Origin of the sequence: Micromonospora sp. NPDC048063, assembly GCF_043202855.1 — a bacterium.
GTDB lineage: Bacteria > Actinomycetota > Actinomycetes > Mycobacteriales > Micromonosporaceae > Micromonospora.
Genome location: NZ_JBIDBG010000004.1, coordinates 1 through 26,350 on the forward strand (window position 1 = coordinate 1; position 26,350 = coordinate 26,350).

Genomic DNA, 26,350 nt, shown 5'->3' on the forward strand with positions numbered 1-26,350 from the left:
ACAAAGGCCAGTCAGGCGAAGGGTCACGCCCGCCACTGCCAGCTATCAGCTCACCACTGCTGAGCCGACCCCGCCATGCTCACAGTCAGGCGAGGGAGGCGCGCAGCGCGGCGTCCTTCTCGGCGACCAACTGCTCCAGGTCCGCCTGGTAGGCCGCCATCCGGTCGAGCAGGGCGGGGTCGCCGGCCGCCAGGATCCGTACGGCCAACAGCCCGGCGTTGCGGGCGTTGCCGATCGACACGGTGGCGACCGGGATGCCGGCCGGCATCTGCACGATGGAGAGCAGCGAGTCCATGCCGTCGAGGTGCTTGAGCGGCACCGGCACGCCGATCACCGGCAACGGCGTCACCGAGGCGACCATGCCGGGCAGGTGCGCGGCGCCACCGGCCCCGGCGATGATGACCTTGAGGCCCCGGTCGACGGCGGCGCGGCCGTACTCGATCATCTTGGTCGGCGTGCGGTGCGCGGAGACCACGCCGACCTCGTACGACACCTCGAACTCGGCCAGCACCTCGGCCGCGGCCTTCATGGTCGGCCAGTCCGAGTCGCTGCCCATGATCAGCCCGACGGTGCCCACAGCGGCGTCCGCACGTTCCCCGGTCACGCTCACTGGTGTCCCTCCCGCAGCCAGCGGGCGGCCCGCGCGGCCCGCGTCCGTACGTCGTCCAGGTCGTCGCCGAGCACCGTGACGTGCCCGATCTTGCGGCCGGGTCGCACCTGCTTGCCGTAGAGGTGCACCTTGGCGCCCGGCTCCGCCGCGAAGAGGTGGTGCAGCCGCTCGTCGATCGACATCCCGCCCGGCTCGCCGCCGAGCACGTTCGCCATCACCACGACGGGCGCGGTCAGCGAGGTGTCCCCCATCGGGTAGTCGAGCACCGCCCGCAGGTGCTGCTCGAACTGCGACGTGCGCGCGCCCTCGATGGTCCAGTGCCCGGAGTTGTGCGGTCGCATCGCCAGCTCGTTCACCACGATCCGGCTGCCGGTGGGCGCGGTCGGGTCGGCGACCTCGAACAGCTCCACCGCGAGCAGGCCGACCACACCGAGCGCGGTGGCCAGGTCGATGGCGAGCTGCTGGGCGGCGACCGCCAGCTCCTCCGGCAGACCCGGCGCGGGGGCGAGCACCTCGACGCAGATGCCGTCCCGCTGCACCGTCTCGACCACCGGGTACGCGGCGACCTGCCCGAACGGCGAGCGGGCCACCTGCACGGCGAGTTCCCGGCGCAGCGGCACCCGCTCCTCGACGATCAGCCGGGTGCCGCCGGCGAGCAGCGTCGCGGCCAGCTCGGCGGCCTGCGCCGCGTCGCCGACCAGCCAGACGCCCCGGCCGTCGTAGCCGCCGCGGGCCGCCTTGAGCACGACCGGCCAGCCGGTCTCGTCGCCGAAGGCCACCAGGTCGGCCGGTTCGGCGACCGGTCGCCACGCCGGGTTCGGCGCGCCCAGCTCGCCGAGCCGCTCCCGCATCACCCGCTTGTCCTGCGCGTGCAGCAGCGCGTCGGCCGGCGGGAAGAGCTTCACGCCCTCGGCGGCCAGCGCCCGAATGTGCTCGGTGGGGACGTGCTCGTGGTCGAAGGTGACCACGTCACAGCCCTTGGCGAAGGTGCGCAGCGCGGCGAGGTCGGTGTGGTCGCCGTACTGGACGTCGGCGGCGACCAGCGCGGCGCCGTCGTCGGGGGCCAGCGCGAGCACACGCAGCGACTGGCCGAGGGCGATCGCGGCCTGGTGGGTCATCCGGGCCAGCTGGCCACCACCCACCATGCCGACAACGGGCAGACCGGTACGGGAATCCATAGCGGCGCCAGCCTATCCGGGCGACCCGTCCGCCGCCCCGCCGGATGGCCGATCGCACACCGCCGCGGCCGTGGGCCTCAGCGCCGGCCGAGCTGGCCGACCAGGTCCTCCACCGTCGTCACCGGGCGCTCGCAGACGAAACCCCGACAGGCGTACGCGGTGGGCCGCCCGTCGACCATCGGCCGGTCGGCGAGCAGCGGCACCCCGGCCTGTCCCGGGCGGCCCGCCACGATCACCGCGCCGGGCGGGGCGTGCCGGTGCGCCGCCGCCACCAGCGGGTCGCCGGTCGGCTCGTCGGTGACCACCGCGATCTCGTACGGCCCGGAGAGCAGCGCCTCGCCGACGGTGGCCGCGTAGCCGGTGAACCGGGCGTGCCGGCCGACGATCGGCGCCACGGTCGACAGCGCGGCCTCGGCGGCCTCCCGGTAGCGGGTCTCACCGGTCAGGGCCGCGTACGCGACCAGCGCCGCGACGATCGCCGAACGCCCGGACGGGGTGGCGTTGTCGGTGGGGTCGGCGGGGCGGGCGACCAGCCGCTCGGCGTCGTCGGCGGTGTCGTAGAACCCGCCGCCGGGGGCGGCGAACCGCTCCAGCGCGACGTCGAGCAGCCGGCCGGCCAGCGTCAGCCAGCGCCCCTCCCCGGTGAGCTGGTGCAGCGCGCAGAACGCCTCGGCCACGCAGCCGTGGTCCTCCAGCACGCCGGCCGGCTCGCCGACCACGCCGGCCCGGGAGACCCGGCGCAGCCGCCCGTCCACGATGTGCCGCTCGGCGAGCACCTCGCCGATCCGGACCGCGGCGGCGGCGGTGACCGGATCGCCGGTGAGCGCGGTGTGCTCGACCAGCGCGGTGACCGCGAGCCCGTTCCAGGAGGCGACCACCTTGTCGTCCCGGGCCGGCTGGGGACGGGTGTCGCGGACCTCGCGCAGCCGGGCCCGGATCCGCTCCCACCGGGCGGCCACGTCCGGGGCTGCGTCGTCCACGTCCCGGGCCAGCCGCAGCACGCTCGTGCCGTGCTCGAACGATCCTTCCTCGGTGACCGCGAACAGGTCGGCGGCGAAGCGGCCGTCGTCCTCCCCCAGCGCCTCCACGAGCTGGGCCGGGGTCCAGGAGTAGGTGAGCCCCTCGACGCCCTCGGTGTCCGCGTCCAGCGCGGAGGCCAGGCCACCCTCGGGCGTGCCCAGGTCGTCGATCATGAAGGCGGCGGTCTCGGCCGCCACCCGGGCGGCGAGCGGGTCGCCGGTCAGCCGCCAGAGCTGGGTGTACGTCCGCAGCAGCAGCGCGTTGTCGTAGAGCATCTTCTCGAAGTGCGGCACGATCCAGTGCGCGTCGACCGAGTAGCGGGCGAAGCCCCCGGCGAGCTGGTCGTAGATGCCGCCGCGGGCCATCGCCTCGCAGGTGTGCCGGGCTACCTCCAGGCTCCGCGCCGAGCCGGTGCGCTGGTGGTGCCGGAGCAGGAAGAGCAGGTTCATGTGCGGCGGGAACTTCGGCGCGCCGCCGAAGCCGCCGTTCACCTCGTCGTACTCGCCGCCGAGCTGGTCGGCCGCGGCGTCGAGCAGCGCGGCGTCCAGGGGCGCGGTGGGGCCGCCGACGGCCTGGGCTCCGCCGATGGCCTCGACCACGGCGGCGCCCTGCGTGATCACGGCGTCCCGCTGGTCCCGCCAGGCGGCGGCGACCGACTGGAGCAGCCGGACGAAGTTCGGCCGGGGGAAGTAGGTGCCGCAGAAGAACGGGGTGCCGTCCGGAGTGGCGAAGACGGTCATCGGCCAGCCGCCCTGCCCGGTCATCGCCTGGGTGGCGGTCATGTAGACGGCGTCGACGTCGGGTCGCTCCTCGCGGTCCACCTTGATCGAGACGAAGTCGTCGTTCATCAGGGCGCCGACCTGCTCGTTCTCGAACGACTCGTGGGCCATCACGTGGCACCAGTGGCAGGCGGCGTAGCCGACCGAGATGATCACCGGCACGTCCCGGCGCTTCGCCTCGGCGAACGCCTCGTCGCACCACGGCCACCAGTCGACCGGGTTGTCGGCGTGCTGGAGGAGGTACGGGCTCGTGGCGTCAGCGAGTCGGTTCACCCGACGACCATAACCAGCCGGTGCCCCGCCCGCCCGCGCTCCGCGTGGGCGCCCGCCCGAGCGGTGCGGTGCGCCGGGCCGGGTCAGGAGGCGCCGTCGGCGCGCAGCGGGAAGACGTTCGGCCGGGCCTCGTCGAGCAGGGTGCCCAGCACGGCGCCGATCTTGTCGGCCGGCATCGGCTTGAAGAAGTGGTAACCCTGCGCGGCCGTGCAGCCCAGCTCGGCCAGGGCGGACCGCTGCTCGGCCGTCTCCACGCCCTCGGCGACCACCCGCAGCCCCAGCTCGTGGGCCAGGCCGACGGTCGTCCGCACGATCGCCGCCGCCTCCGGCGAGTCGGCCATCCGGATCACGAAGGAACGGTCCACCTTGAGCTCGTCCACGGCGATCCGGGTGAGGAACGTCAGCGAGGAGAAGCCGGTGCCGAAGTCGTCCACCGCGAGCTGCACGCCCATCGACCGCAGCGTGGTGAGCACCTCGTCGATCACCTCCAGCTCGCTCATCACCACCGTCTCGGTGATCTCCAGGACCAGCCGGTCCGGCGGCACCTCGTGCCGCCGCAGCGCCTCGGCGATCTCGGCGGGCAGGTGGGGGTCGAGCAGGCTGCGCGCCGACAGGTTGACCGAGATCGGCACGTCGACCCCGTCCCGGGCCCAGCCGGCGGCGACGGTGAGCGCCTTGTCCAGCACGTAGCGGGTGAAGCTGCCGAGCTGCTCGCTGTTCTCCACCGGCCGGATGAAGTCGTGCGGGGCGAGCCAGCCCCGGCGCGGGTGCCGCCAGCGGATCAGCGCCTCCACTCCGGTCGGCGCGCCGGTGGCCAGGTCGACCGCGGGCTGCAACGCCAGCACCAGCTGGTCGTCGGCCTTCAGCGCCTCGCGCAGCTCGGCCAGCAGGGCCAGCTGGTCGGTGCTGGCGGCGTCCCTGGTGGAGTCGTACGCGGCGACGCTGCCGCCGCCCTCCTTGGCCTGGTACATCGCGATGTCGGCCCGGCGCAGCAGCTCGGTCAGGTCGGCGGTGCCGGCGTCGGCGACCACCACCCCGACGGAGACCTCGACGGACATCCGGACCCCCGCCACCTCGGTCGGCGCGGCGAGCCGCTCGGCGATCTCGCGGGCCTGCCGCAGCGCGTACGCCATCGCGGCGGCCCGGTCGCCGACCACCGGGACCGACGTCAGCAGCAGGGCGAACTCGTCGCCGCCGAGCCGCGCGAGCAGGTCCCCGGGGCGGGCGAGGGTGCCCAGCCGGTTGGCGGTCAAGCGCAGCAACTGGTCGCCGGCGGCGTGCCCGAGGGTGTCGTTGACCTCCTTGAACTGGTTGATGTCGAGCAGCAGCAGCGCCACCGGATGGTCGTGGGCGAGCTGCCGCAGCGCCTGGTCGCCCTTGCTGAGCATGGCCGACCGGTTCACCAGCCCGGTGAGCTGGTCGTGCACCGCCTCGTACGACGAGCGGGCGGTCACCAGCCGCAGCTCCCGGTGGGTGGCGGCGTCGTGCAGGGCGGCGGCGAGGGCGTCGCCGAACGCGGCCACGGCGTCGCGCTCCCGGGCACTGGGCGGGGCCGAGCGCGGGAAGCGGACCCGCAGCTCGCCCACCTGGGCGGCGCCCACGGTGAGGGTGCGGACCAGCTCGTGCTCCGCCGGGTCGGTCCCGCCCGGCGGCGCGACCTCCCGGTCGACCAGGTGACCACCCGGGTCGCCCCGGTAGCGCCGCCACCGGCCGTCGCCCCGGGCGACGTCGACGTCGACGAGTTCGGCGTTGAACAGCGCCAGCGCCCCGGTCACCGCGGCGGTGGCGACCCCCCGCTCGTCGAGCTGGTTGAGCGCGGCGGTGGCCTCGGCGAAGGCGCGCCAGGTGCGGCGCTCCTGGTCGGCGCGGAGCCGGTGCCGGTAGGTCTGCTGGAGCAGCCAGAGCGGCGGCGGGAGCAGCAGCAGCCAGCGCGCGTCGAGTTCCAGCAGCGCCACCACGACCAGCCCGACGGCGACGTTGCCGACGAACATCAGCAGCTTGCCGCGGAGCGCGGCGAGCAGCGGCGGGGCGACGGGGATGCCGTGCCGGAGCGCCAGGGTGGCCCCGCCCAGCCAGGCGGTCGCGAGCAGGTAGGTGACCGACCCGGCGACCACGGCCAGGGCGAGCCCCGGCGTCGGCGCGGCCAGCAGCGGCCGGCCGAGCGCGGTGGTGACCGAGACGGCCAGCGCGGTGGCGGCGGTCAGCGAGGCCGTGATCCGGACGACCTCAAGCACCGGCCGGCGGTCGCCGAGCAGCGACATCGCCGACCAGGCGAGCCCGGCGCCGAGGAGCGTGGCGGAGGGCAGCCAGCCGGCGGGCGCGAGGTAGAGGCAGATGATCAGCGCGGCCTCGCCCCAGGTGATGCTGACCATTCCGGCGGCGGTGCGGAACCGCAGCCGGGCCAGTTGGGCGACGGCGAACACGGCGACGGCGATGCCGAACCGGGCCGGCCCGCCGAGCGCGGCGTCGGCGGGGATGCGCGTCGGCAGGGTCCACCCCACCGCGGCGGCGACCAGGGCGGTCAGCGCGACGGCGGCGGTGAGCAGGAGCAGCCGCGGCGGGGTGCCGCGGTCTTCGAGCCGGTTGGGCGGCTCGCCGGCCATGCCGGAGGTCACCGATCCCCTCCGCCCACGGGCCGATCGCCGGTACGCCGGGCGGCCGCTGCTGTGGTGGTCATCGGCGCCCCCTTCCGCGCACGGCTCGGGAACTCTTGGTCCCCCGGCGGAAGGCTAAGGCAAACCCGGTGGCCGCAACAGGGGGCGACGACCCGGTTCGACGTGAATCATGCGTGGATTACCCGTTGCGGCGCTGCTGACGCCCCTTGGGGGCGTCCGAGGATGAATCCTGCGCCGGCGTCCCGTCTGTCGGATCGACGACCGCCGCGTCCGCCCGGTGCGCGTCGACGGATGGCCCCTGCTGGGGGAACCGGTCGGGCAGCCGGCGCAGCCGGGCGTTCATGTTGCGGATCAGCAGGATGGTCGCCGTCGCCAGGACCAGGATGAGGAAGAGGCCCATCGGCCCCGCCAGGCCACCCGAACGGGTGTCCCCGAAGTTGTTCTGGGCGAGCACCTGTGCAGCGGTCAGCATGGCGTTCCTCCGGTGTGCGGTTGGTGACCAGCGTAGCCGCCCACCGGATCAGCGGGCATGGACCGTCTCGCGCACCCCGGCGAAGAGGTCGGACTCGGGCAGCGGGCTGTCGACCAGCGAGCGGACCAGCTCGAAGTCCTCCGTCGGCCAGGCGCGCCGCTGCACCTCCATCGGCACGTGGAACCAGAAGCCGTCCGGGTCGATCTGGGTGGCGTGGGCCCGCAGCGCGTCGTCGCGGACCGGGAAGTAGTCGGCGCACTCCACGCGGGTGGTGATCCGGGGGCCCTTGTCGGGCCGGTCCTCCCAGCGGGTGAGCCACTCCTCGTAGGGCGACTCCCGGCCGGTGGCGAGGATCGCCTCGTGCAGGGCCATGATCTTGCCCTTCGAGAAGCCGATGTCGTAGTAGAGCTTGAGCGGCTGCCACGGCTCGCCCAGCTCCGGGTAGCGCTCCGGATCACCGGCGGCGTCGAAGGCCGCCACGCTGATCTTGTGCGTCATGATGTGGTCGGGGTGCGGGTAGCCGCCCTCCTCGTCGTACGTGGTGACGACGTGTGGGCGGAACTGGCGCATCAGCCGCACCAGCGGGCCGGCCGCCACCTCGACGTCCTGGAGGGCGAAGCAGCCCTCCGGCAGCGGCGGCAGCGGGTCGCCCTCGGGCAGACCGGAGTCGACGAAGCCGAGCCACGCCTGCTCGACGCCGAGGATGGCCCGCGCGGCGTCCATCTCGCTCCGGCGGATCTCGGCGATGTTGGCCCAGACGTCGGGCCGGTCCATCTTCGGGTTGAGCACGCTGCCGCGCTCCCCGCCGGTGCACGTGACAACCAGGACGTCGACCCCCTCGGCCACGTACTTCGCGGTGGTCGCGGCGCCCTTGCTCGACTCGTCGTCAGGGTGTGCGTGGACGGCCATCAGTCGCAGTCGCTCTGCCAACGTCGGCGCTCCTCGTCTCTGGCGGCCGGCGGACCCCCCGCGGGACCGCCCGGCTGATCTGCCGGCATCCTCCCCCCGCACCGGGACCTGACGGTGCCGACGTGTCATTCTTGACGACGGGACGGGCTGGGAAGATGGAACTCTGCCATTCTTGCCGATGCCGCCGACAACAACGCCAGGAGATACCCGCCGGTGACCGAGACGCACGCCACACTTCCGCCGGGCGCGCCGGCCTTCCCGCCCGGCCGGTACGGCCGCCGCCGGGAACCCGGCCGCCGCCGGCCGCTGTTGGCGGCGCTGCTCGTGATCGCCCTCGTCGCGGTCCTGAGCCTGGTCACGGTCCGGCTCTACCGGCAGTACGGCGACCCGAACTACGACGCCCAGGTGATCACCTACACCGGCATCACCGACAGCCAGGTGCTGGTCGACTTCCGGGTCACCGTGCCCGAGGGCGGATCGGCGGTGTGCCTGCTGCGCGCCCGGGACCGTGCCGGCGCCGAGGTGGCCAAGGAAAAGGTCACGGTGACCGCCCGGCCGGGCCAGCGGCAGGTGACGACGCAGCACCGGCTGGTCACCAGTGCCCGCCCCTTCATCGGCGAGGTGGTGCGCTGCCGGCCCCCGGCCTGAGCAGCCACGACGCGGGCCGGACGCGCCGGCACAGGCGACACGGCGGCGCCGGACGGGGTGCCGCCGGTGATCGTCGACACCCCCGTGTCGTACCGCACTGGTAACTTGGAGGTTCACCTGTCAGCCAGCACGCACATCTGAGGAGACCGCCTGTGTCCACTGGCAACGAGGCGCCCGCCACCTGGCTGTCCCAGGACGCATACGACCGGCTCCAGGCCGAGCTCGACGAGCTGATCGCCAACCGGCCGGTCATCGCCGCCGAGATCAACGCCCGGCGCGAGGAGGGCGACCTGCGGGAGAACGGCGGCTACCACGCGGCCCGCGAGGAGCAGGGCAAGGCCGAGGGGCGCATCCTCTACCTGAAGGAGCTGCTCCGCACCGCGCAGGTCGGCGAGGCGCCGACCGCCGACGTGGTTTCCCCCGGCATGGTCGTCACGATCTACTTCGACGACGACAAGGACGACACCGAGACGTTCCTGCTCGGCTCCCGGGAGATCGCGTCGACCACCGACCTGACGGTCTACAGCCCGGAGTCGGCGCTGGGCAAGGCGATCCTCGGCGGCCGGGCCGGTCAGACCTGCACCTACACGGCCCCCAGCGGCGCCGACATCAAGGTGACCGTGGTCGGTTTCGAGCCGTTCTCCGGCTGATCCGCACCGCCCGGCACTCGCCCGCCGCCACCCGGCGGTGAGCGCCGGGCGACGCTCCGCACACCCCGCTGAGGCGTGGCACCGACCGGTGTCACGCCTCAGCCGCGAAGACCACCTGGTAGCCGCTGGCCCGCAACGCGCTGATCAGCGTGTCGGAGTGCTCGACGCCCCGGGTCTCCACCGACAGCGCCACCTCCACCTCGCCCAGACGCAGGCGCGGGTTGGCCCGCTGGTGCTCCACGTCCACCACGTTCGCCCGGTGCTCGGCGATCTCGCTGAGCAGCGAGGCGAGCTGCCCCGGGCGGTCCGTGCAGCGCACGGTCACCCGCAGGTAGCGGCCGGCCGCGGCGAGGCCGTGCTCGATCACCCGGAGCATCAGCAGCGGGTCGATGTTGCCGCCGGAGAGCACCGCCACGACCGGCGGCTCCACCTCGACCGCGCCCGCCAGCAGGGCCGCCACGCCCACCGCGCCGGCCGGCTCCACCACCTGCTTGCCGCGCTCCAGCAGCATCAGCAGCGCCCGGGAGATGTCCTCCTCGGAGACCGTGACGATCTCGTCGACCAGCTTGCGCACGTGGGTGAAGGTGATCTCTCCCGGCCGGCCGACGGCGATGCCGTCCGCGATCGTGCTGAACGACGGGAGGCGTACCGGCTCGCCGGCCACCAGGGAGGGCGGGAAGGCTGCCGCGCTGGCCGCCTGCACGCCGATGACGCGCACGTCGGGCCGCAGCGCCTTGGCGGCCACCGCCATGCCGGAGACCAGCCCACCGCCGCCCACCCCGGTGACGATCGTCCTGACCTCGGGGCACTGTTCGAGGATCTCCAGGGCCACCGTGCCCTGGCCGGCGATCACGTCCCGGTGGTCGAACGGGTGGATGAGCGTCGCCCCGGTCCGCTCGGCGAAGGTCTGCGCCGCGACCAGGGACTCGTCGACCGTGTTGCCGACGAGTTCGACCTGGGCGCCGTAACCCTTGGTGGCGGCGACCTTCGGCAGCGGCGCGTTCACCGGCATGAAGACCGTGGCGTGGGTGCCGACGAGGCCGGCGGCGAGCGCCACCCCCTGGGCGTGGTTGCCGGCACTCGCCGCGACCACGCCGTTGGCCCGCTCCGCCTCGGACAGTCGGGAGATCCGCACGTACGCGCCGCGCACCTTGTACGAGCCGGCGCGCTGCAGGTTCTCGCACTTGAGCCACGTCGGCCCGCCCAGCGCCGCGCTGAGCGGCCGGGAGGGCTCCAGCGGGGTCGTCCGGGTGACGCCCGCGAGCAGTTCCCGCGCGGCGCGTACGTCGGCGAGACCGACCAGTTCCGTCATGCCCTGATCGTGCCACCCGCCGCCCCCGCCGCCTGCACCGACGCCCGCACCGGAACCATCCGCGATCTTGCACCTTGGGCCCGCGAAGCGCGCCGTTCATCCCCATTTGCCGGGGCGGAAACCGCAAGATCGCGGAGACCGGGCGGGGGTGGGGGTGGGGGTGGGGTTAGACGGTGGCGGGGGTGCGGGGGTAGGTGGGGGCGTGGCGGGACCAGGGGGCCTGCATCTCGAACTGGCCGGCGACGCCGAGCAGCAGCAACTCGGAGCCGGGCGGGCCGATCAGCTGCACGCCGACCGGCAGCCCGTCGGGACGGCGGCCGACCGGCACCACGAGGGCGGGCAGGCCGGCGATGTTCCACGGCGCGGCGAACGGGGCGTACCGGATGTTGGCCAGCATGTTGGCCCGCCAGGAGCGGCCGGACCAGCCGGCGGCCTCCGGCGGCACGGTGGCCAGGGCCGGGGTGAGCAGCAGGTCGATCGAGTGGTCGGCGAAGAAGCCGATCGAGCGCTCGCGCCAGGCGGCCCGGTCGGCCTCCCGGACGTACCCCCGCCGCTGCGCCCACTCGCCGAGGGCGACGTGCCGGCGGCTGCGCCGCTGGAGGCCGCGCCGGTCCAGCCCGGCGGCGCGCACGTCGGCGGCCGCCGCGGCGAACCAGGTCGCGATCCCCTGCAGGCCCAGCGCGGTCGGGTAGACCGGATCGGCCGGCACCGTGTCGTGACCGGCGGCGGCGAGCAGCCGGCCGGCGGCGGCGACCGCGTCCCGGTTGGGCTGGTCGGGGTGCACGCCCCGCACCGGCGAACGGAGCGAGACGCCCACCCGCAGCCGCTGCGGCGGGACCAGCGTCTCCGGGCGGCGGCCGGCCAGCACGGAGAAGCCGACGGCCGCGTCGGCGACCGTGCTGGTGAGCATGCCGTGCTCCGTGAGGCCGAACCAGTCCTCCGCGCCGAGCTGGCACGGGACCACGCCCCGCCCCGGCTTGAGCCCGACCAGGCCGCAGCAGGCCGCCGGGATGCGGATCGAGCCGAGGCCGTCGTTGCCGTGGGCGATCGGCACCAGCCCGGCGGCGACCGCGGCGGCCGCGCCGCCCGAGGAGCCGCCGGGGGTACGCCCGGCGTCCCAGGGGTTGCGGGTGACCGCGGTCTCGTCGTCGGTGATCCCCCAGAGGCCCAACTCCGGCATCCGGGTCACCCCGAGGATCACCGCGCCGGCGCCGCGCAGCCGACGGACCACCTCGTGGTCGGCCTCGGCGACGGGCGTACGGACCGCGGCCGACCCGTTCCAGGTGGGCAGGCCGGCGACCGGGGTGTTCTCCTTGACCGCCACCGGCACCCCGGCCAGCGGCAGGTTGGCCAGGTCCTCCTGCTCGTCGACCTTCTCCGCCTCGGTGATCGCCTCCCCGCCGCGTACCGTGCGGAACGCGGCGAGGTCGGCGTCGACCCGGGCGATGTGGTCGAGGTGGTCCGCGACGACCTGGGTGGCCGTGACGTCGCCCCGGCGTACGCCCCGGGCGATCTGCTTGGCGGTCGCCCCCACCCAGGTCGGCATGATGTCCTGCACGGCCACCCTCCCAGCCAGCGGTCAGCCCAGCGCCTGCTCCAGATCGGCGAGCAGGTCGTCGACCGTCTCGATGCCGACAGACAGTCGCACGAGATCGCCGGGAACTTCAAGCGGCGAGCCGGCAGCACTTGCGTGTGTCATCCGGCCCGGGTGCTCGATCAGGGATTCCACGCCGCCCAGCGACTCGGCGAGGACGAACAGCTTCGCCCGGTTGCAGATCTCCACGGCGTGCTCCTCGCCGCCGGCGGCCCGGAACGAGATCATGCCGCCGAACCGGCGCATCTGCTTGGCGGCGACCTCGTGGCCGGGGTGCGAGGGCAGTCCCGGGTAGATGACCTGACCGACCTTGGCGTGCCCGTCCAGGTAGGCCGCGATCCGCTCGGCGTTGTCACAGTGCCGGTCCATGCGTACGCCGAGCGTCTTGATGCCGCGCAGGGTGAGCCACGCGTCGAAGGGGCCGTTGATCGCGCCCATCGCGTTCTGGTGGTAGCGCAGTTCCTCGCCGAGCCCGGCGTCGGCCGCGACCAGCGCGCCACCGACCACGTCGGAGTGACCGCCGACGTACTTGGTGGTGGAGTGCACCACCACGTCCGCGCCGTGCGCGATCGGCTGCTGGAGGTACGGCGAGGCGAAGGTGTTGTCGACCACCAGCAGGGCGCCCGCGTCGTGCGCGACCCCGGCCAGCGCGGCGATGTCGGCGATGCCGAGCAGCGGGTTGGTGGGCGTCTCCACCCAGACGATCCTCGTCCGGCCCGGCTCGACGGCGGCCCGGATCGCGTCCGGGTCGGAGACCCGCGCCGGGGTGTAGTCCAGCCCCCAGCGCTCGGCGACCCGGGCGAAGAGCCGGTACGTGCCGCCGTACGCGTCGTCGGGGATCACCACGTGGTCGCCCGGCTTGCAGACGGTGCGCAGCAGGGTGTCCTCGGCGGCCAGTCCGCTGGCGAAGGCGAGGCCGACCGACCCGCCCTCCAGCGCGGCGAGGCACTCCTGGAGCGCGTCGCGGGTCGGGTTGCCGGAGCGGCTGTACTCGTAGCCCAGCCGGGGCGCGCCGACGGCGTCCTGGGCGTACGTGCTGGTCTGGTAGATCGGAGGGATCACCGCGCCGGTGCGGGCTTCCGGGTCCTGACCGGCGTGGATGGCGAGCGTCTCGAAGCCGTGACTCATTCCCGTGAGGCTAGTCGCCGGGGCCGCGGGAGGCGTCACAACCCGCACCCGATGGATCACCCGGCTCTGCCACCGCACGGCCGCCCTTCCCGGCGGCGGTTACCCTGCCCGGGTGAGCGGGTGCGTGTTCTGCGGGATCGTGGCGGGCGAGGTGCCGGCGTTCCGGGTCGCCGACGAGCCGGACGGGGTGGCGTTCCTGGACACCCGGCCGGTCTTCAAGGGGCACGTGCTGGTGGTGCCGCGCACCCACCTGGTCACCCTGGCCGACCTGCCCGCCGAGGGGCTGGCCGGCTACTTCGGCCTGGTCCGGCGGCTCGCGTTGGCGGTGGAGACCGGCCTGGGGGCCGGCGGCACGTTCGTGGCGATGAACAACAAGGTGTCCCAGTCGGTCCCGCACCTGCACACCCACGTGGTGCCCCGGACGAAGGGCGACGGGCTGCGCGGCTTCTTCTGGCCCCGCACCCGCTACGCCGACGACGCCGAGGCCCAGGCGTACGCCACCCGGATCTCCGCCGCCCGCTGAGGCTGGCGACTGAGGACAACGTGGGCAGGGCCCACCGCCCCTACTGAGGGACCCGGGGCGCCTTTTGTTCGTTCGGATTTCTCCGGCCACGGCGAACAAAGTCAGGCCAATCTGTTCGGTAGAATAATTTTTCCTCAGCCGAACAACCGTGGGAGCGGCGAGCATGGCGGGACCCGGTCGACCATCTCGGGCAACGGTGCACCGGCGTTTGGAAGAGGCGGTCCTCGAGTTGCGGGAGCGCCTGGGTGGCCTGCCGTCGCCGGACGAGGCGGAAGACATCTGGTCGGACATCTGGCATCAGGAAGCCCACAACAGCACGGCCATCGAAGGCAACACGCTCGTGCTGCAGGAGGTCGAGAAGCTCCTCGACGAGGGCCGCGCGGTCGGCGCCAAGCCACTTCGGGACTACATGGAGGTCCGGGGCTACGCCGACGCCGCGAGGTGGGTCTACGGTCAGGCACTGGCACCGGGCGATTGGCAGGACGGCCAACTCCTGTCCGTACAGGAGGTCCGGCACGTCCATTACCTTGCGATGACACCGGTCTGGACGGTAGCGCCACACCCGCATGCGCTCGACTCAGAGGCTCCGGGCAACTTCCGGCGGCACGAGATCGCTCGCTTCCCCGGCGGCATGAAGCCCCCGCCGTGGCCGGAGGTGGATTCGCGGATGCGCACGTGGACCGACGATGTCAACAGGTTGCGCGAGGACAGCGACACGCCCCTCGCGGAACGCCTCGCCGTCCTCCACAACACCTTCGAGGTGGTTCACCCCTTCCTGGACGGGAATGGGCGTGCGGGACGGCTCCTGCTCAGCCTCCTGCTGGGCAGGCTCGGCTATCCGCCGGCGATCATCTACAAACGCGACCGGGACAGCTATCTCAGGGCAATGCGCAAGGCCGACGCCGGGGAACCGGGGCCTCTCGGCGAACTCATCGCGCGCAGCGTCACGACCAATCTGTACCGCTTCGTCATGCCCGCCGTCGCCGGCCCCGTGAAGCTGCTGCCGCTGCCAGCGCTCGCCACCGCGGACCTCACGCAGGACGCCCTGCGGGTCGCCGCCGCCCGCGGGCGCCTCAGGGCGGTGAAGGGAGACGACGGCGTCTGGCGGAGCAGCCGGAAGTGGGTCACCGAATACGCCAGGACGAGGTACCGCCGGGCCTGAGTGGCGGCGGGGCGGGTAAGGAAGGCGGGTCCGGCGGTGTTGCACGCTGGGAGAGGTACGAGAGGAGTCCCACCGTGTTCCTGCGCCGTATGAAGGCCGAGCTGCCCACCCCCGACCAGGCCCTGCCGGGTCGTCTGATCGCGATGCCCGTCGCGGACCGGCACGAGGTGCTGGGCACCCCCCTCAAGGGTCCGTTCCCGGAGGGCTCGCAGGTGGCCGTGTTCGGCATGGGCTGTTTCTGGGGCGCCGAGCGGCTGTTCTGGACCCTGCCCGGCGTGCTCACCACGTCGGCCGGCTACGCGGGCGGCATCACGCCGAACCCGACGTACGAGGAGGTGTGCTCGGGCATGACAGGGCACGCCGAGGTGGTCCAGGTGGTCTACGACCCCAGCACGATCAGCTACGAGGACCTGCTCAAGGTCTTCTGGGAGAACCACGACCCGACCCAGGGCATGCGCCAGGGCAACGACGTGGGCACCCAGTACCGGTCGACGATCTACGCCACCACCGACGAGCAGCTCGCCACCGCGCAGGCGTCGCGGGACGCGTTCGCGCCGATCGTGGCGCGCGCCGGCAAGGGCGAGATCACCACGGAGATCGACCGGCTCGGCGCCTACTACCTCGCCGAGGATCATCACCAGCAGTACCTCGCGCCCACGAAGAACCCGAACGGGTACTGCAACCACGGCCCGAACGGGCTGAGCTGCCCGGTGGGCATCGCCCGCACCGCCGGCTGAGCCCGCGCGACGCCCGCGAACGGGTCTGCGGTGTTTGTCACACCGCAGGCCCGTTTCCAATCAGGCACCGGGCGATGCCGGGCGGGAAAACTCCGGCCGGCCCGGGGGCTTGACACGCGAAGGCGCGCATCCTAGCAACCGCCCACTCCCCCGACATCAGCTCAACGGGCGAACCGCACCGGCCTCTGGCAGCATTGCCTCGCATGTGCGGACTTGCGGGAGAGTTCCGCCGTGACGGCTCGCGCGCCGACGTGTCGGCGGTGGAGCGCATGGCGGCCACGATGAGCGACCGGGGGCCCGACGACAGCGGCGTCTGGGCCCAGGGCCCGACGGCCCTCGGACACCGACGACTGAAGATCATCGACCTCTCCGCCGCGAGCGGGCAGCCGCTGGTCGACCCGGACGCGGGGCTGACCGGAGTCTTCAACGGGTGCGTCTACAACTACCGCGAGCTGCGCGAGGAGCTCCAGGCCAAGGGCCACCGCTTCTTCTCCTTCGGCGACAGCGAGGTCGTGCTCAAGGCGTACGCGGAGTGGGGGCTCGACTTCGTCGACCACCTGGTCGGCATGTTCGCCGTGGCGATCAGCGAGCGGGACACCGGCCGGCTGGTGCTGGCCCGGGACCGGCTCGGCATCAAGCCGCTCTACGTGGCCGAGACACCGGGCGTGGTGCGCTTCGCCAGCACCCTGCCCGCGCTGCTGGCCGGCGGCGGGATCGACACGACCATCGACCCGGTCGCGCTCGCGCATTACCTGAGCTTCCACAGCATCGTGCCGCCGCCGCGCACCATCCTGCGCGGCGTCGCCAAGCTGCCCCCGGCGACCGTACGGGTCTACGAGGCCGACGGCAGCACCTCCGAGCGGGTCTACTGGGACCCGGCCTTCACCCGCGCCGCCGAGCGGGCCGGCTGGTCCGAGAAGGACTGGCAGGACGCCCTGCTCGAGTCGCTGACCACCGCCGTGCGCCGGCGGATGGTCGCCGACGTGCCGGTCGGCGTGCTGCTCTCCGGTGGCCTGGACTCCAGCCTGGTGGTCGCCCTGCTCGCCGGCGAGGGCCAGCGCGGGCTCTCCACCTTCTCCATCGGCTTCGACTCCGTCGGCGGCCGGGAGGGCGACGAGTTCCGCTACTCGGACCTCGTCGCGAAGACGTTCGACACCGACCACCACCAGATCCGGGTGGCCGCCGCCGACCTGGTGCCGCCGCTGGAAGCGGCCGTCGCCGCGATGTCCGAGCCGATGGTCAGCCACGACTGCGTGGCGTTCTACCTGCTCAGCGAGGTGGTGTCGCAGCACGTCAAGGTGGTCCAGTCCGGCCAGGGCGCGGACGAGATCCTCGGCGGCTACCACTGGTATCCGCCGCTCGCCCGCGTCGGCCGGGACCAGGCGCTCGACACGTACGCCCGGGCGTTCTTCGACCGGGACGCGGCCGGGCTGGCCCAGGTGCTGAACCCGGCCTGGCTGGCCGACGGCGACCCGGCCCGGGAGTTCGTGGCCGCGCACCTCGGCCGGGCCGGCGCCCAGACCGCGGTCGACGCCGGGCTGCGGATCGACACCCAGGTCATGCTGACCGACGACCCGGTCAAGCGGGTGGACAACATGACCATGGCACACGGGCTGGAGGCCCGGGTGCCGTTCCTCGACCACGAGTTCGTCGAACTGGCCGCGAGCTGCCCGCCGGAACTCAAGCTGGCGCAGGGCGGCAAGGGGGTGCTCAAGGAGATCGGCCGCCGGGTGCTGCCGCACGAGGTCATCGACCGGCCGAAGGGCTACTTCCCGGTCCCCGGCCTCACCCACCTGGAGGGCAAGCTCCTCGACCGGGTACGCGACGCGCTCTCCGCGCCCGAGGCCCGCCGCCGCGACCTGTTCCGCGCCGACTACGTCGACGCGCTGCTCGCCGACCCGAACGCCGAACTGACCCCGCTGAACGGAAACAAGCTGTGGCAACTCGGACTCCTGGAAATGTGGCTCCAGAGCCACGGAATCGACTGACCGTGACCGACACCCTGGCGACCGGCACGGCCCGGTCCGACCGGTTCCGTGGCGGCCGGCGACGGGAGCGGGTCGGGCCCGGCGGCGACCCGATGGCCCCGGGCACACCGGAGACGCCCGCCCGCGAGGGCGACACCGACGTGGTGCTGGACTGCGGCTGGGGCCGGCTCGTCTTCGGGCAGACCTTCGCCGACCAGGCCGCCGTCGCCGCCGTGCTGCGTTCCGAGGCCGCCGGCTCCCGGGACATCTGCATCTACCTGCGCGACCCGCACGTGCTGGTGTCCCGGCTGCCCGACGAGCTGTTCATCGACCCGTCGCTGACCTACCGGCTGCCGCTGGACGGCGACCGGCCGGCCGACGACGACGTCCCGGGGCTGGCGATCCGCCCGCTGGCCGACGCCGCCGACGCGGACGCGGTGAACCGGATCTACGCCCGCAACGGCATGGTCACCGCCCCGGTCGACGTGCTCGTCGCCAACGCCCGCACCGACCGCTTCCTGCACCTGGTCGCCGAGGACGCCACCGGCGAGGTCGTCGGCACCATCACCGGCGTCGACCACGTCGCGGTCTTCGACGACCCGGACAACGGGGCCAGCCTGTGGTGCCTCACCGTCGACTTCAACACGGCGCCGCCCGGCACCGGCCAGGCCCTGATCACCGCGCTGGCCGCCCGGCTGGTCGCGCGCGGCCGGGCGTACGTGGACCTCTCCGTGCTCGCGGAGAACGCCGGGGCGATCCGGCTCTACGAGCGACTCGGCTTCTACCGGACGTCGACGCTCTGCGTGAAGCGGAAGAACCCGATCAACGAGCGGCTCTTCCTGCCCGCCACGCCCGAGGGGTACGACCAGCTCAACCCGTACGCGACGATCGTCGCCGACGAGGCGATGCGCCGCGGCATCCGGGTGGAGGTGACCGACCCGGCCTGGGGCGAGCTGCGGCTGACCAGCGGCGGGCGCACCGTCCGGACCCGCGAGTCGCTGTCGGAGCTGACCTCGGCGGTGGCGATGAGCCGCTGCGACGACAAGCGGGTGACCCGCCGGATCCTCGCCGAGGCGGGCCTGTCGGTGCCGCGCGGGCGGACCGCCACGGGCGACGACGGCGACGCGGCCTTCCTCGCCGAGGCCGGCCGGGTGGTGGTCAAGCCGGCGCGGGGCGAGCAGGGCAACGGCATCACGGTGGGCGTACGCACCCCCGAGGCGCTGGCCGCCGCCGTCGAACTGGCCGCCCGGTTCTGCCCGGACGTGCTGATCGAGGAGATGCGTGCCGGCGAGGACCTGCGGGTGGTCGTCATCGACCACGAGGTGGTGGCCGCCGCGGTCCGTCGGCCCGCCTCGATCACCGGTGACGGGGTGCACGACATCGCCGAGCTGATCGAGCGACAGAGCCGCCGCCGGGCCGCCGCCACGGGCGGCGAGTCCACGATCCCGATCGACGACATGACCCGGGACGTGCTGGCCGAGGCCGGCCACGAGCTGCACGACGTGCTGCCCGAGGGGCAGGTGCTGGCCGTACGCAAGACCGCCAACCTGCACACCGGCGGCACCATCCACGACGTCACCGCCGAGCTGCACCCGGCGATCGCCGAGGCGTGCGTGACGGCCAGCCGCGCGCTGGACATCCCGGTCACCGGGCTGGACCTGCTGGTCCCCGCGCCGGACGGGCCCGAGCACGTCTTCATCGAGGCCAACGAGCGGCCCGGCCTGGCCAACCACGAGCCGCAGCCGACCGCCGAGCGCTTCGTCGACCTGCTCTTCCCGGGCACCCGCGCGCCGCAGCGGCTCTGGTCCCCGGTCGGCCCGGGAGGCGCCGCGTGAGCCCGAGACCTCTGGAGATCGACCTGGACTACCTGCGCCAGGTGCTGGTGGAGCTGCTGGAGATCCCGAGCCCGTCCGGGCGTACGGACCACGTGCAGCAGTACGTGGGCGAGCGGCTCTCCGCGCTCGGCATCGGCTCCACGCTGACCCGGCGCGGCGCGCTGAGCGCCTTCCTGCCCGGCCCCCGCTCCACCGGCGCCGACCGGGCGATCGTGGTGCACACCGACACCATCGGCGGCATGGTCAAGCGGCTGAAGGAGAACGGCCGGCTGGAGCTGAAGCCGATCGGCACGCACAGCGCCCGGTTCGCCGAGGGCGCGCACGTGCGGATCTTCACCGACGACCTGGACCGGGTGATCACCGGGCAGGTGCTCCCCCTGAAGGCCAGCGGGCACCGCTACAACGAGGCCGTCGACTCCCAGGGCATCGGCTGGGAGCAGGTCGAGGTGCGGGTCGACGAGCCGGTCGCCGACATCGCCGGCCTGCGCGCGCTGGGCATCGACGCCGGGGACTTCGTCGCGTTCCTGCCGAACCCGACGGTCACCCCCTCCGGGTACGTCAAGTCCCGACACCTGGACGACAAGGCGGGCGTGGCGGCGGTACTGACCGCGTTCAAGGCGATGGTCGACGCCGGCGTACGCCCGGCGGTCACCGCGCACCTGCTGGTCACCGTGACGGAGGAGATCGGGCACGGGGCCAGCCACGGGCTGGACCCGGACGTCGCGGAGATCGTCTCCGTGGACGCGGCGGTGGTCGCCCCCGGCCAGCAGTCCCGGGAGGACGCGGCCACCCTGGCGATGGGCGACGGCGTCGGGCCGTTCGACTACCACCTGACCCGCAACCTGGCCTCGATCGCCGCCGAGCACGGGGTGCGCCTGGTCCGGGACGTCTTCGACTACTACCGCTCGGACGTGGCGGCGGCGGTGGAGGCCGGGGCGCACGCCCGGGTGGCCCTGCTCGGCTTCGGCGTGGACGCCACCCACGGGCACGAGCGCACCCACCTCGACGGGCTGCGCCAGCTCACCCAGCTGCTCTGCCTCTACCTCCAGAGCGACCTGGTCTTCCCCGAGTGGGACGCCGAGCCGGAGGGCGACCTGGCCGACTTCCCGTCGCTGGCCGTGCAGCCGGCCAGCGAGGAGGGCCCCCGCGAGGGACCCATCGGCATCACGGAAACCCCCTGAACGTATTCCCCGGGGGCCTGTGATCGAAATCCGTTGCCGCCGGCCCGGCCGCTGGATAGCGTGGCCGTACACGGGAAAGGAGGTGGTCCAGACTTGTATAGCAATCGGACTCGTGAGGTGGCTGTCCGCTAGCCGCTGTCCTCGACAGTAAACTCGTCCGCCGCGAGGCGGGCACAGGCACCATCGTCGAGACCGTGTGGCAGCGGTGCGGCGAATCCACGACAGCCACCCGACCCCCGGGGTGCCGGCCCAGTCCAGCCGGCCCGCGCGCGAGCGCGGAAGCCCCGGGGGTCGACCCTTTTCCGGGCCGGGTGGTCGACGCAGCCGGAGGTCAACCGTGTCGATGCGCGAGCTGGTGGTGCTCGGAACGGCCAGCCAGGCCCCGACCCGGCAGCGCAACCACAACGGGTACGTGCTGCGCTGGGACGACGAGGTGATCCTCTTCGACCCGGGCGAGGGCAGCCAGCGGCAGCTCCTGCACTCCACGGTCACCGCCACCGACCTGACCCGGATCTGCGTCACCCACTTCCACGGCGACCACTGCCTCGGCCTGCCCGGCACCATCCAGCGGCTCTCGCTGGACCGGGTGCCGCACCCGGTGGCGGTGCACTTCCCGGCCGGCGGCGCGGAATACTTCGCCCGGCTGCGGCACGCCAGCTCCTTCCACGAGACCGCCGAGCTGCGCGTCGAGCCGATCGAGGCCGACGGGCAGCGGATCACCCTGGGCGTCGGCACGCTGGAGGCCCGCCGGCTGCGGCACCCGATCGAGACGTACGGCTACCGGCTCGTCGAGCCGGACGGCTGCCGGATGCTGCCGGAGAAGCTGGCCGCGTACGGCATCGCCGGGCCGGCCGTCGGGGAGCTGAACCGGGTCGGCCACCTCGACCTCGACGGGCGCCGCGTCACCCGGGAGGAGGTGAGCGTGCCCCGGCCCGGGCAGCGGTTCGCGTTCGTGATGGACACCGGGCTCTGCGACGAGGTCTACGCCCTCGCCGAGCACGCCGACCTGCTGGTCATCGAGTCGACCTTCCTCGACTCGGAGGCCGCGCTCGCCGCCGAGGTCGGCCACCTCACGGCGGGCCAGGCCGCGCGGGTGGCGGCCGAGTCGGGCGTACGCCGACTCGTGCTCACCCACTTCTCGCAGCGGTACGCGGACGCGACCCGCTTCGCCGACGAGGCCCGCGCGCACTTCGACGGCGACCTGGTGATCGCCGAGGACCTGACCACCGTGCAGGTCCCGCCCCGGCGGGTAGCCTCGGCCGGGTGACGGTCACCCTCCGCCCCGCCACCGCCGCCGACCTGATGCCGGTCGGCGCCCTGCACCAGCGGTCCCGGGTCGCGGCGTACGCGTCGTTCGTCCCGCCCGAGGCGCTGGCCGAGCCGGGGCCGGAGGCGATGGGGCGGTACTGGGCCGAGCGGTGGGGGTGGGAGCGCGACGACCACCGGATGACCGTCGCCGAACGCGACGGCCGGCTGGTCGGCTTCAGCTACCTCGGCCCCGACGACGAGGGCGACCCGGCGACGGGCCTGCTCAACGCCCTCCACCTCAACCCGGCCGAGCGCGGCCGGGGCACCGGGCGGGCCCTCATGGTCGACGCGCTGGACGCCATGCGCTCGCGTGGCTGGTCGCGGGCGGTGCTGTGGGTGCTGGCGTCGAACGCGCACGCCCGGCGCTTCTACGAGCGCGGCGGCTGGGTCCGCACCGGCACCGCACGGAACGAGCACCTCGGCCCGGTGGTCGTGCCCCAGCTCCGGTACGACCGACCGCTCTGACCGGCGGCCGGCGTCACCGCCCGTCCCGCGCGGCAGACCCCGCGAGGGCCCTCCCCCCTGCCGGGGAAGGGCCCTCGCGGGGTCGTCCGGGTCAGCGGGCGCCGAGGTGGGCGAGCAGGTCCTGCCGGGTGAGGACGCCCTTCGGCTTGCCGTCGACCAGCACCAGGGCGGCGTCGGACTTCTCCAGCAGGCCGACCGCCTCACTCACCGGCTGCCCGCCGCCGATCATCGGCAGCGGCTCGGCCATGTGCCGCTCGATCGTGTCGTGCAGGTGCGCCTGACCGGTGAACAGCGCGTCGAGCAGGTCCTTCTCGGCGATCGAGCCGGCCACCTCGCCGGTCACCACCGGGGGCTCGGCCTTGAGCACCGGCAGCTGCGAGACGCCGTACTCGCGCATGTAGTCGATCGCGTCGCGGACCGTCTCGGTCGGGTGCACGTGCACCAGCTCGGGCAGGCCGCCCGGCTTGTTGGCCAGCGCGTCGGCGACCGTCGGCTCCGTGCCGGAGTTGTCCAGGAAGCCGTACCGGGCCATCCAGGTGTCGTTGAAGATCTTCGACAGGTAGCCCTTGCCGCTGTCCGGCAGCAGCACCACGACCACGTCGTCCGGGCCGGCCTTGCGGGCCACCTCCAGGGCGGCCACCACGGCCATGCCGCAGGAGCCGCCGACCAGCAGGCCCTCCTCGCGGGCCAGCCGCCGGGTCATCTCGAACGACGCCTTGTCGGAGACCTCGATGATCTCGTCGGCGAGGCCCCGGTCGTACGTCTCCGGCCAGAAGTCCTCGCCGACGCCCTCGACCAGGTACGGCCGGCCGGTGCCGCCCGAGTAGACCGAGCCCTCCGGGTCGGCGCCGATGACCTTGACCCGGCCCTCCGACGCCTCCTTCAGGTAGCGGCCGATGCCGGAGATGGTGCCGCCGGTGCCGACGCCCGCCACGAAGTGGGTGAGCCCGCCCCCGGTCTGCTCCCACAGCTCCGGGCCGGTGGTCTCGTAGTGCGAGCGCGGGTTGGCCGGGTTGCTGTACTGGTTGGGCTTCCAGGCGCCGGGGATCTCCCGGGCCAGCCGGTCGGAGACGTTGTAGTAGGAACGGGGGTCCTCCGGCGCCACGGCGGTCGGGCAGACCACCACCTCCGCGCCGTACGCCCGCAGCACGTCCTGCTTGTCCTGGCTGACCTTGTCGGGGCAGACGAAGACGCACTTGTAGCCCTTGAGCTGGGCCACCAGGGCCAGGCCGACGCCCGTGTTGCCGCTGGTCGGCTCGACGATCGTGCCGCCGGGCTGGAGGATGCCCGCCTTCTCCGCGTCCTCCACCATCCGCAGCGCGATCCGGTCCTTCACCGACCCGCCCGGGTTGAGGTACTCCACCTTCGCCAGCACGGTGGCCTGGATGCCGGCCGTGACGTTGCGCAGCCGTACCAGCGGGGTGTTGCCGATCAGCTCGACGACGTTGTCGTAGTACCGCACCTCGTTGTTGCCCTTCTCCTCCGGCGCCGCCGGCGGCGGCCGGGCAGACGTTTTCTCGACGCCCCAGGGTACGTCGGTTCAGGACACCACGTGCCCGGGGATCACGGACCTGCGGCGGGCCTCCCACTCCAGGAACCGCTCGGTCTCGGCGAGCACGCTGCCGGCCAGCCAGGTCACCATGACCGCGTCGTCGGCCAGCCCGAAGATCGCCAGCGGGATCTCCGGCAGCAGGTCGATCGGCGAGACGATGTACGCCGTCGCTGCGGTCATCAGGGCCAGCCGCAGGCCGCCGTCGTACTCCCCCCGGGTGGTCGCCCGGATCATCCGGGGCAGCGCCGCGAGCCGTGCCCCGAGCGACGGCCCGCCCCGCGACCCCGCCGCGAGCGCCCTCGCCAGCGCGCTGAACGCGGCGCTCCGCTTCAATGTCTTCCCCATGTTCGGCCCCTCTCCGCGTGCCAGGGTGACGTGCCGGCGCAACTGTCGCCCGGTCACCGGAACAGGTACCCAGGACGGTCGTCTTCCAGCCACCCGCGAGCCGACACGACGACGGCGGCGTGTCGTTCCGGCGCGATAATGTCGCTGCATGGGGGTCGTTGGTTCCGCCGTCCCGGTTGGTTCGCGCTGGCAGCGCGCTCGGCAGATCGCCCGCCTGGCGGCGATCGGCACGGGCGCCACGGCGGCCGCCGCGGTGGCGACCGGCGGCGTGCTGCTCGGGCAGGCCCGGCAGGCCCGCCGCACGATCCCGATGGCCGAGGCGCCGCCGCCCCGCTGCGACGGGGTCTACGGCGCGAAGCTGCCCGGCCCGCCGGTCACCATGGTCGTGCTGGGCGACTCGTCGGCTGCCGGCTACGGCGTGCACCGCCGCCGGGAGACGCCGGGCGCCCTGCTCGCCACCGGCCTGTCCCGCCGCCTGCAGCGGCCCGTCCGGCTGCACCGGTTCGCGGTGGTCGGCGCCATCTCGGCCGTGCTGAAGCACCAGGTGGAGGCGGCGCTGGAGTGCCGGCCCGACGTCGCCGTGATCCTGATCGGCGGCAACGACGTGACCAACCGCACGCCGCCCGGCCTGGCGGTGCGCTACCTGGTCGAGGCGGTCCGCACGTTGCGCGCCGCCGGCTGCGAGGTGGTCGTCGGCACCTGCCCCGACCTGGGCGCGATCCGCCCGATCCAGCCGCCGCTGCGCTGGCTGGCCCGGCGCTGGAGCCGGCAGCTCGCCGCCGCCCAGACGGTGGCCGTGGTCGAGGCCGGCGGCTGGACGGTCTCCCTCGGTGACCTGCTCGGCCCCCGGTTCACCGCCGAGCCGACCCGGATGTTCGCCTGGGACCGGTTCCACCCCTCGGCGGAGGGCTACGCCGTGGCCGCCGCCGCGCTGCTGCCGACCGTGCTGTCCGCGCTGGGTGCCGGGCAGGAGCGGCGCACTACCCCGGCCCGGGGCGAGGGCGTACGCTCGCTCCCCGCGGCCGCCCAGGAGGCCGCTCGGCACGCGGGCACCGAGGTCAGCGGCACCCAGGTGCGGGGGCGCGACCGTGGCCCCGCCGGTCGGTGGGCGCAGCTGCGCCGACGGGCCTTCTTCGGTGTCGGCGCGGTGCCGCAACCCGGCCCCGCCGCCGACTCACCCACACTGGAGGGACTGGCATGAGCGAGCGCTTCATCCCCTCGGGGCTCGCCGGTCGACTGGGGCGGGCCGCGACGCTCTCCCTGATCGCCGGCACGGTCGGCGGCGCCGCCGTCCTCGCCGGCCAGGCCTTCGTCGCCCGGCACCGCCACTACGCCCAGCCGGAGCTCGGGCTGGCGCTGCGCGCCACGGTCGGGCGGGCCAGCGCCCCGCCGGTGCGGCTGGTGCTGCTCGGCGACTCGTCCGCCCTCGGCGTCGGGGTCGAACGCCTCGACGACACCATCGGCGGCCAGCTGGCCAACCTGCTCGCCGAGGGCCCGAACGGCCGGCAGGTGCACCTGTCCAGCGTCGGCGTCTCCGGCTCCCGCTCGACCGACCTCGCCACCCAGGTGGCCCGAGCGCTGCTCGGCGAGCGCCCCGACGTGGCGGTGATCCTGATCGGTGCCAACGACGCCACCACCCTGCGTCGGCCGGCGGAGGCCGCCGCCTACCTCGCGGCGGCCGTGCACCGGCTCCGCGAGGCCCGGGTGGAGGTGGTCGTCGGCACCTGCCCCGACCTCGGCGCCGTACGCGCGATCGCGCCGCCGCTGCGGCACCTGGTCGGCTGGTCCGGGCGGCGGGTCGCCCGCGCGCAGACGGCGGCGGTGCTCGACGCCGGGGGCACGGTGGTCGACCTGGCCACCGAGACGGGTCCGGTGTTCCGCGCCGACGCGGGCACCCTGTGCCACGACGGCTACCACCCCTCCGCCGACGGCTACCGGGTCTGGGCGCACGCCCTGCTGCCCGCCGTCGCGGCGGCCGCCGCGGTCGCGTCCCGCCGCTGACCCGCCGGCCGCCGCGGTCGCGTCCCGCCGCTGGCCCGCCGGGCGTCGCGCCCCCGCCGGACGTGACATTTCCCGGTCGGCCGCCA

22 protein-coding genes and 1 pseudogene are annotated in these 26,350 nt (G+C 73.9%); 12 read left to right on the forward strand and 11 right to left on the reverse strand.

All coding sequences use genetic code 11. The features are described from left to right. Positions 1 to 85 precede the first annotated feature (85 nt). From purE to mca, 6 genes are all read right to left on the reverse strand, one after another. Entirely contained in the window at positions 86 to 577 is a 492-nt protein-coding gene (purE, locus tag ACGFZ2_RS11690; protein WP_363708470.1) for a 5-(carboxyamino)imidazole ribonucleotide mutase, read from the reverse strand. A 29-nt stretch (positions 578 to 606) separates the two neighbouring features. Further along, positions 607 to 1,788: a 5-(carboxyamino)imidazole ribonucleotide synthase gene (locus ACGFZ2_RS11695; RefSeq protein ID WP_393452605.1), complete on the reverse strand. Its 1,182-nt coding sequence runs from the start codon at positions 1,786 to 1,788 to the stop codon at positions 607 to 609. Between the two features lie 77 nt (positions 1,789 to 1,865). Then, a complete protein-coding gene (locus ACGFZ2_RS11700; protein WP_393452608.1) occupies positions 1,866 to 3,860 on the reverse strand; it encodes a thioredoxin domain-containing protein in 1,995 nt (664 codons plus the stop codon). A gap of 83 nt (positions 3,861 to 3,943) precedes the next feature. Beyond that, positions 3,944 to 6,463 (reverse strand): putative bifunctional diguanylate cyclase/phosphodiesterase, encoded by a 2,520-nt coding sequence (locus ACGFZ2_RS11705; protein WP_393453637.1) that lies wholly within the window; start codon positions 6,461 to 6,463, stop codon positions 3,944 to 3,946. Between the two features lie 190 nt (positions 6,464 to 6,653). Further along, a complete protein-coding gene (locus ACGFZ2_RS11710; RefSeq protein ID WP_393258686.1) occupies positions 6,654 to 6,947 on the reverse strand; it encodes a hypothetical protein in 294 nt (97 codons plus the stop codon). 48 nt (positions 6,948 to 6,995) lie between these two features. Beyond that, complete coding sequence (gene mca / locus ACGFZ2_RS11715) at positions 6,996 to 7,877, reverse strand: mycothiol conjugate amidase Mca (RefSeq protein ID WP_393258684.1); 882 nt, start codon at positions 7,875 to 7,877, stop codon at positions 6,996 to 6,998. 192 nt (positions 7,878 to 8,069) lie between these two features. On the opposite strand from mca, the gene ACGFZ2_RS11720 reads away from it, so the two are divergent. Next, a complete protein-coding gene (locus tag ACGFZ2_RS11720; RefSeq protein ID WP_393258683.1) occupies positions 8,070 to 8,504 on the forward strand; it encodes a DUF4307 domain-containing protein in 435 nt (144 codons plus the stop codon). A gap of 152 nt (positions 8,505 to 8,656) precedes the next feature. Then, complete coding sequence (gene greA, locus ACGFZ2_RS11725) at positions 8,657 to 9,154, forward strand: transcription elongation factor GreA (protein WP_357462509.1); 498 nt, start codon at positions 8,657 to 8,659, stop codon at positions 9,152 to 9,154. A gap of 91 nt (positions 9,155 to 9,245) precedes the next feature. On the opposite strand, the gene ilvA is transcribed toward greA, so the two are convergent. The 3 genes from ilvA to ACGFZ2_RS11740 all read right to left on the reverse strand — a co-directional run bounded on the left by ilvA (position 9,246) and on the right by ACGFZ2_RS11740 (position 13,188). Continuing rightward, entirely contained in the window at positions 9,246 to 10,466 is a 1,221-nt protein-coding gene (gene ilvA / locus ACGFZ2_RS11730) for a threonine ammonia-lyase (protein WP_363708548.1), read from the reverse strand. 166 nt (positions 10,467 to 10,632) lie between these two features. Then, on the reverse strand, positions 10,633 to 12,030 hold the full coding sequence (locus tag ACGFZ2_RS11735; protein ID WP_393258680.1) for an amidase: 1,398 nt from the start codon (positions 12,028 to 12,030) through the stop codon (positions 10,633 to 10,635). A 15-nt stretch (positions 12,031 to 12,045) separates the two neighbouring features. Beyond that, positions 12,046 to 13,188: a cystathionine gamma-synthase gene (locus ACGFZ2_RS11740; protein WP_363708544.1), complete on the reverse strand. Its 1,143-nt coding sequence runs from the start codon at positions 13,186 to 13,188 to the stop codon at positions 12,046 to 12,048. 112 nt (positions 13,189 to 13,300) lie between these two features. Here ACGFZ2_RS11740 and ACGFZ2_RS11745 point away from each other — a divergent pair, with 112 nt between their 5' ends. From ACGFZ2_RS11745 to ACGFZ2_RS11780, 8 genes are all read left to right on the forward strand, one after another. Continuing rightward, complete coding sequence (locus ACGFZ2_RS11745) at positions 13,301 to 13,711, forward strand: HIT family protein (RefSeq protein ID WP_393258678.1); 411 nt, start codon at positions 13,301 to 13,303, stop codon at positions 13,709 to 13,711. Positions 13,712 to 13,919: 208 nt separating this feature from the next. Next, complete coding sequence (locus ACGFZ2_RS11750; protein ID WP_393258676.1) at positions 13,920 to 14,873, forward strand: Fic family protein; 954 nt, start codon at positions 13,920 to 13,922, stop codon at positions 14,871 to 14,873. 74 nt (positions 14,874 to 14,947) lie between these two features. Then, on the forward strand, positions 14,948 to 15,610 hold the full coding sequence (gene msrA / locus ACGFZ2_RS11755; protein WP_393258674.1) for a peptide-methionine (S)-S-oxide reductase MsrA: 663 nt from the start codon (positions 14,948 to 14,950) through the stop codon (positions 15,608 to 15,610). 203 nt (positions 15,611 to 15,813) lie between these two features. Then, on the forward strand, positions 15,814 to 17,598 hold the full coding sequence (locus ACGFZ2_RS11760; protein WP_393452612.1) for an N-acetylglutaminylglutamine amidotransferase: 1,785 nt from the start codon (positions 15,814 to 15,816) through the stop codon (positions 17,596 to 17,598). A 2-nt stretch (positions 17,599 to 17,600) separates the two neighbouring features. After that, positions 17,601 to 19,412: an N-acetylglutaminylglutamine synthetase gene (ngg, locus tag ACGFZ2_RS11765; RefSeq protein ID WP_393258671.1), complete on the forward strand. Its 1,812-nt coding sequence runs from the start codon at positions 17,601 to 17,603 to the stop codon at positions 19,410 to 19,412. Continuing rightward, entirely contained in the window at positions 19,409 to 20,593 is a 1,185-nt protein-coding gene (locus ACGFZ2_RS11770) for an osmoprotectant NAGGN system M42 family peptidase (protein ID WP_393258669.1), read from the forward strand. The genes ngg and ACGFZ2_RS11770 overlap by 4 nt, the downstream gene beginning before the upstream one ends. Before the next feature lie 337 nt (positions 20,594 to 20,930). After that, positions 20,931 to 21,860, forward strand: coding sequence for a ribonuclease Z (locus tag ACGFZ2_RS11775; protein WP_393452615.1), 930 nt, complete (start codon positions 20,931 to 20,933; stop codon positions 21,858 to 21,860). After that, positions 21,857 to 22,366 (forward strand): GNAT family N-acetyltransferase, encoded by a 510-nt coding sequence (locus ACGFZ2_RS11780; protein WP_393452618.1) that lies wholly within the window; start codon positions 21,857 to 21,859, stop codon positions 22,364 to 22,366. The genes ACGFZ2_RS11775 and ACGFZ2_RS11780 overlap by 4 nt, the downstream gene beginning before the upstream one ends. A gap of 91 nt (positions 22,367 to 22,457) precedes the next feature. On the opposite strand, the gene ACGFZ2_RS11785 is transcribed toward ACGFZ2_RS11780, so the two are convergent. Both ACGFZ2_RS11785 and ACGFZ2_RS11790 read right to left on the reverse strand, forming a co-directional pair. After that, positions 22,458 to 23,828: a cystathionine beta-synthase gene (locus ACGFZ2_RS11785; protein ID WP_350703322.1), complete on the reverse strand. Its 1,371-nt coding sequence runs from the start codon at positions 23,826 to 23,828 to the stop codon at positions 22,458 to 22,460. A gap of 78 nt (positions 23,829 to 23,906) precedes the next feature. After that, the gene (locus ACGFZ2_RS11790) at positions 23,907 to 24,263 is read right to left on the reverse strand and encodes a YkvA family protein (protein ID WP_357692304.1); all 357 of its coding nucleotides are present in this window, start codon (positions 24,261 to 24,263) and stop codon (positions 23,907 to 23,909) included. 148 nt (positions 24,264 to 24,411) lie between these two features. On the opposite strand from ACGFZ2_RS11790, the pseudogene ACGFZ2_RS11795 reads away from it, so the two are divergent. Next, positions 24,412 to 25,472 (forward strand): annotated as a pseudogene (locus ACGFZ2_RS11795) (SGNH/GDSL hydrolase family protein); the annotation flags it as partial. After that, entirely contained in the window at positions 25,461 to 26,264 is an 804-nt protein-coding gene (locus ACGFZ2_RS11800; RefSeq protein WP_393453640.1) for an SGNH/GDSL hydrolase family protein, read from the forward strand. The pseudogene ACGFZ2_RS11795 and the gene ACGFZ2_RS11800, both read left to right, overlap by 12 nt. The last annotated feature ends 86 nt before the right edge of the window (positions 26,265 to 26,350 follow it).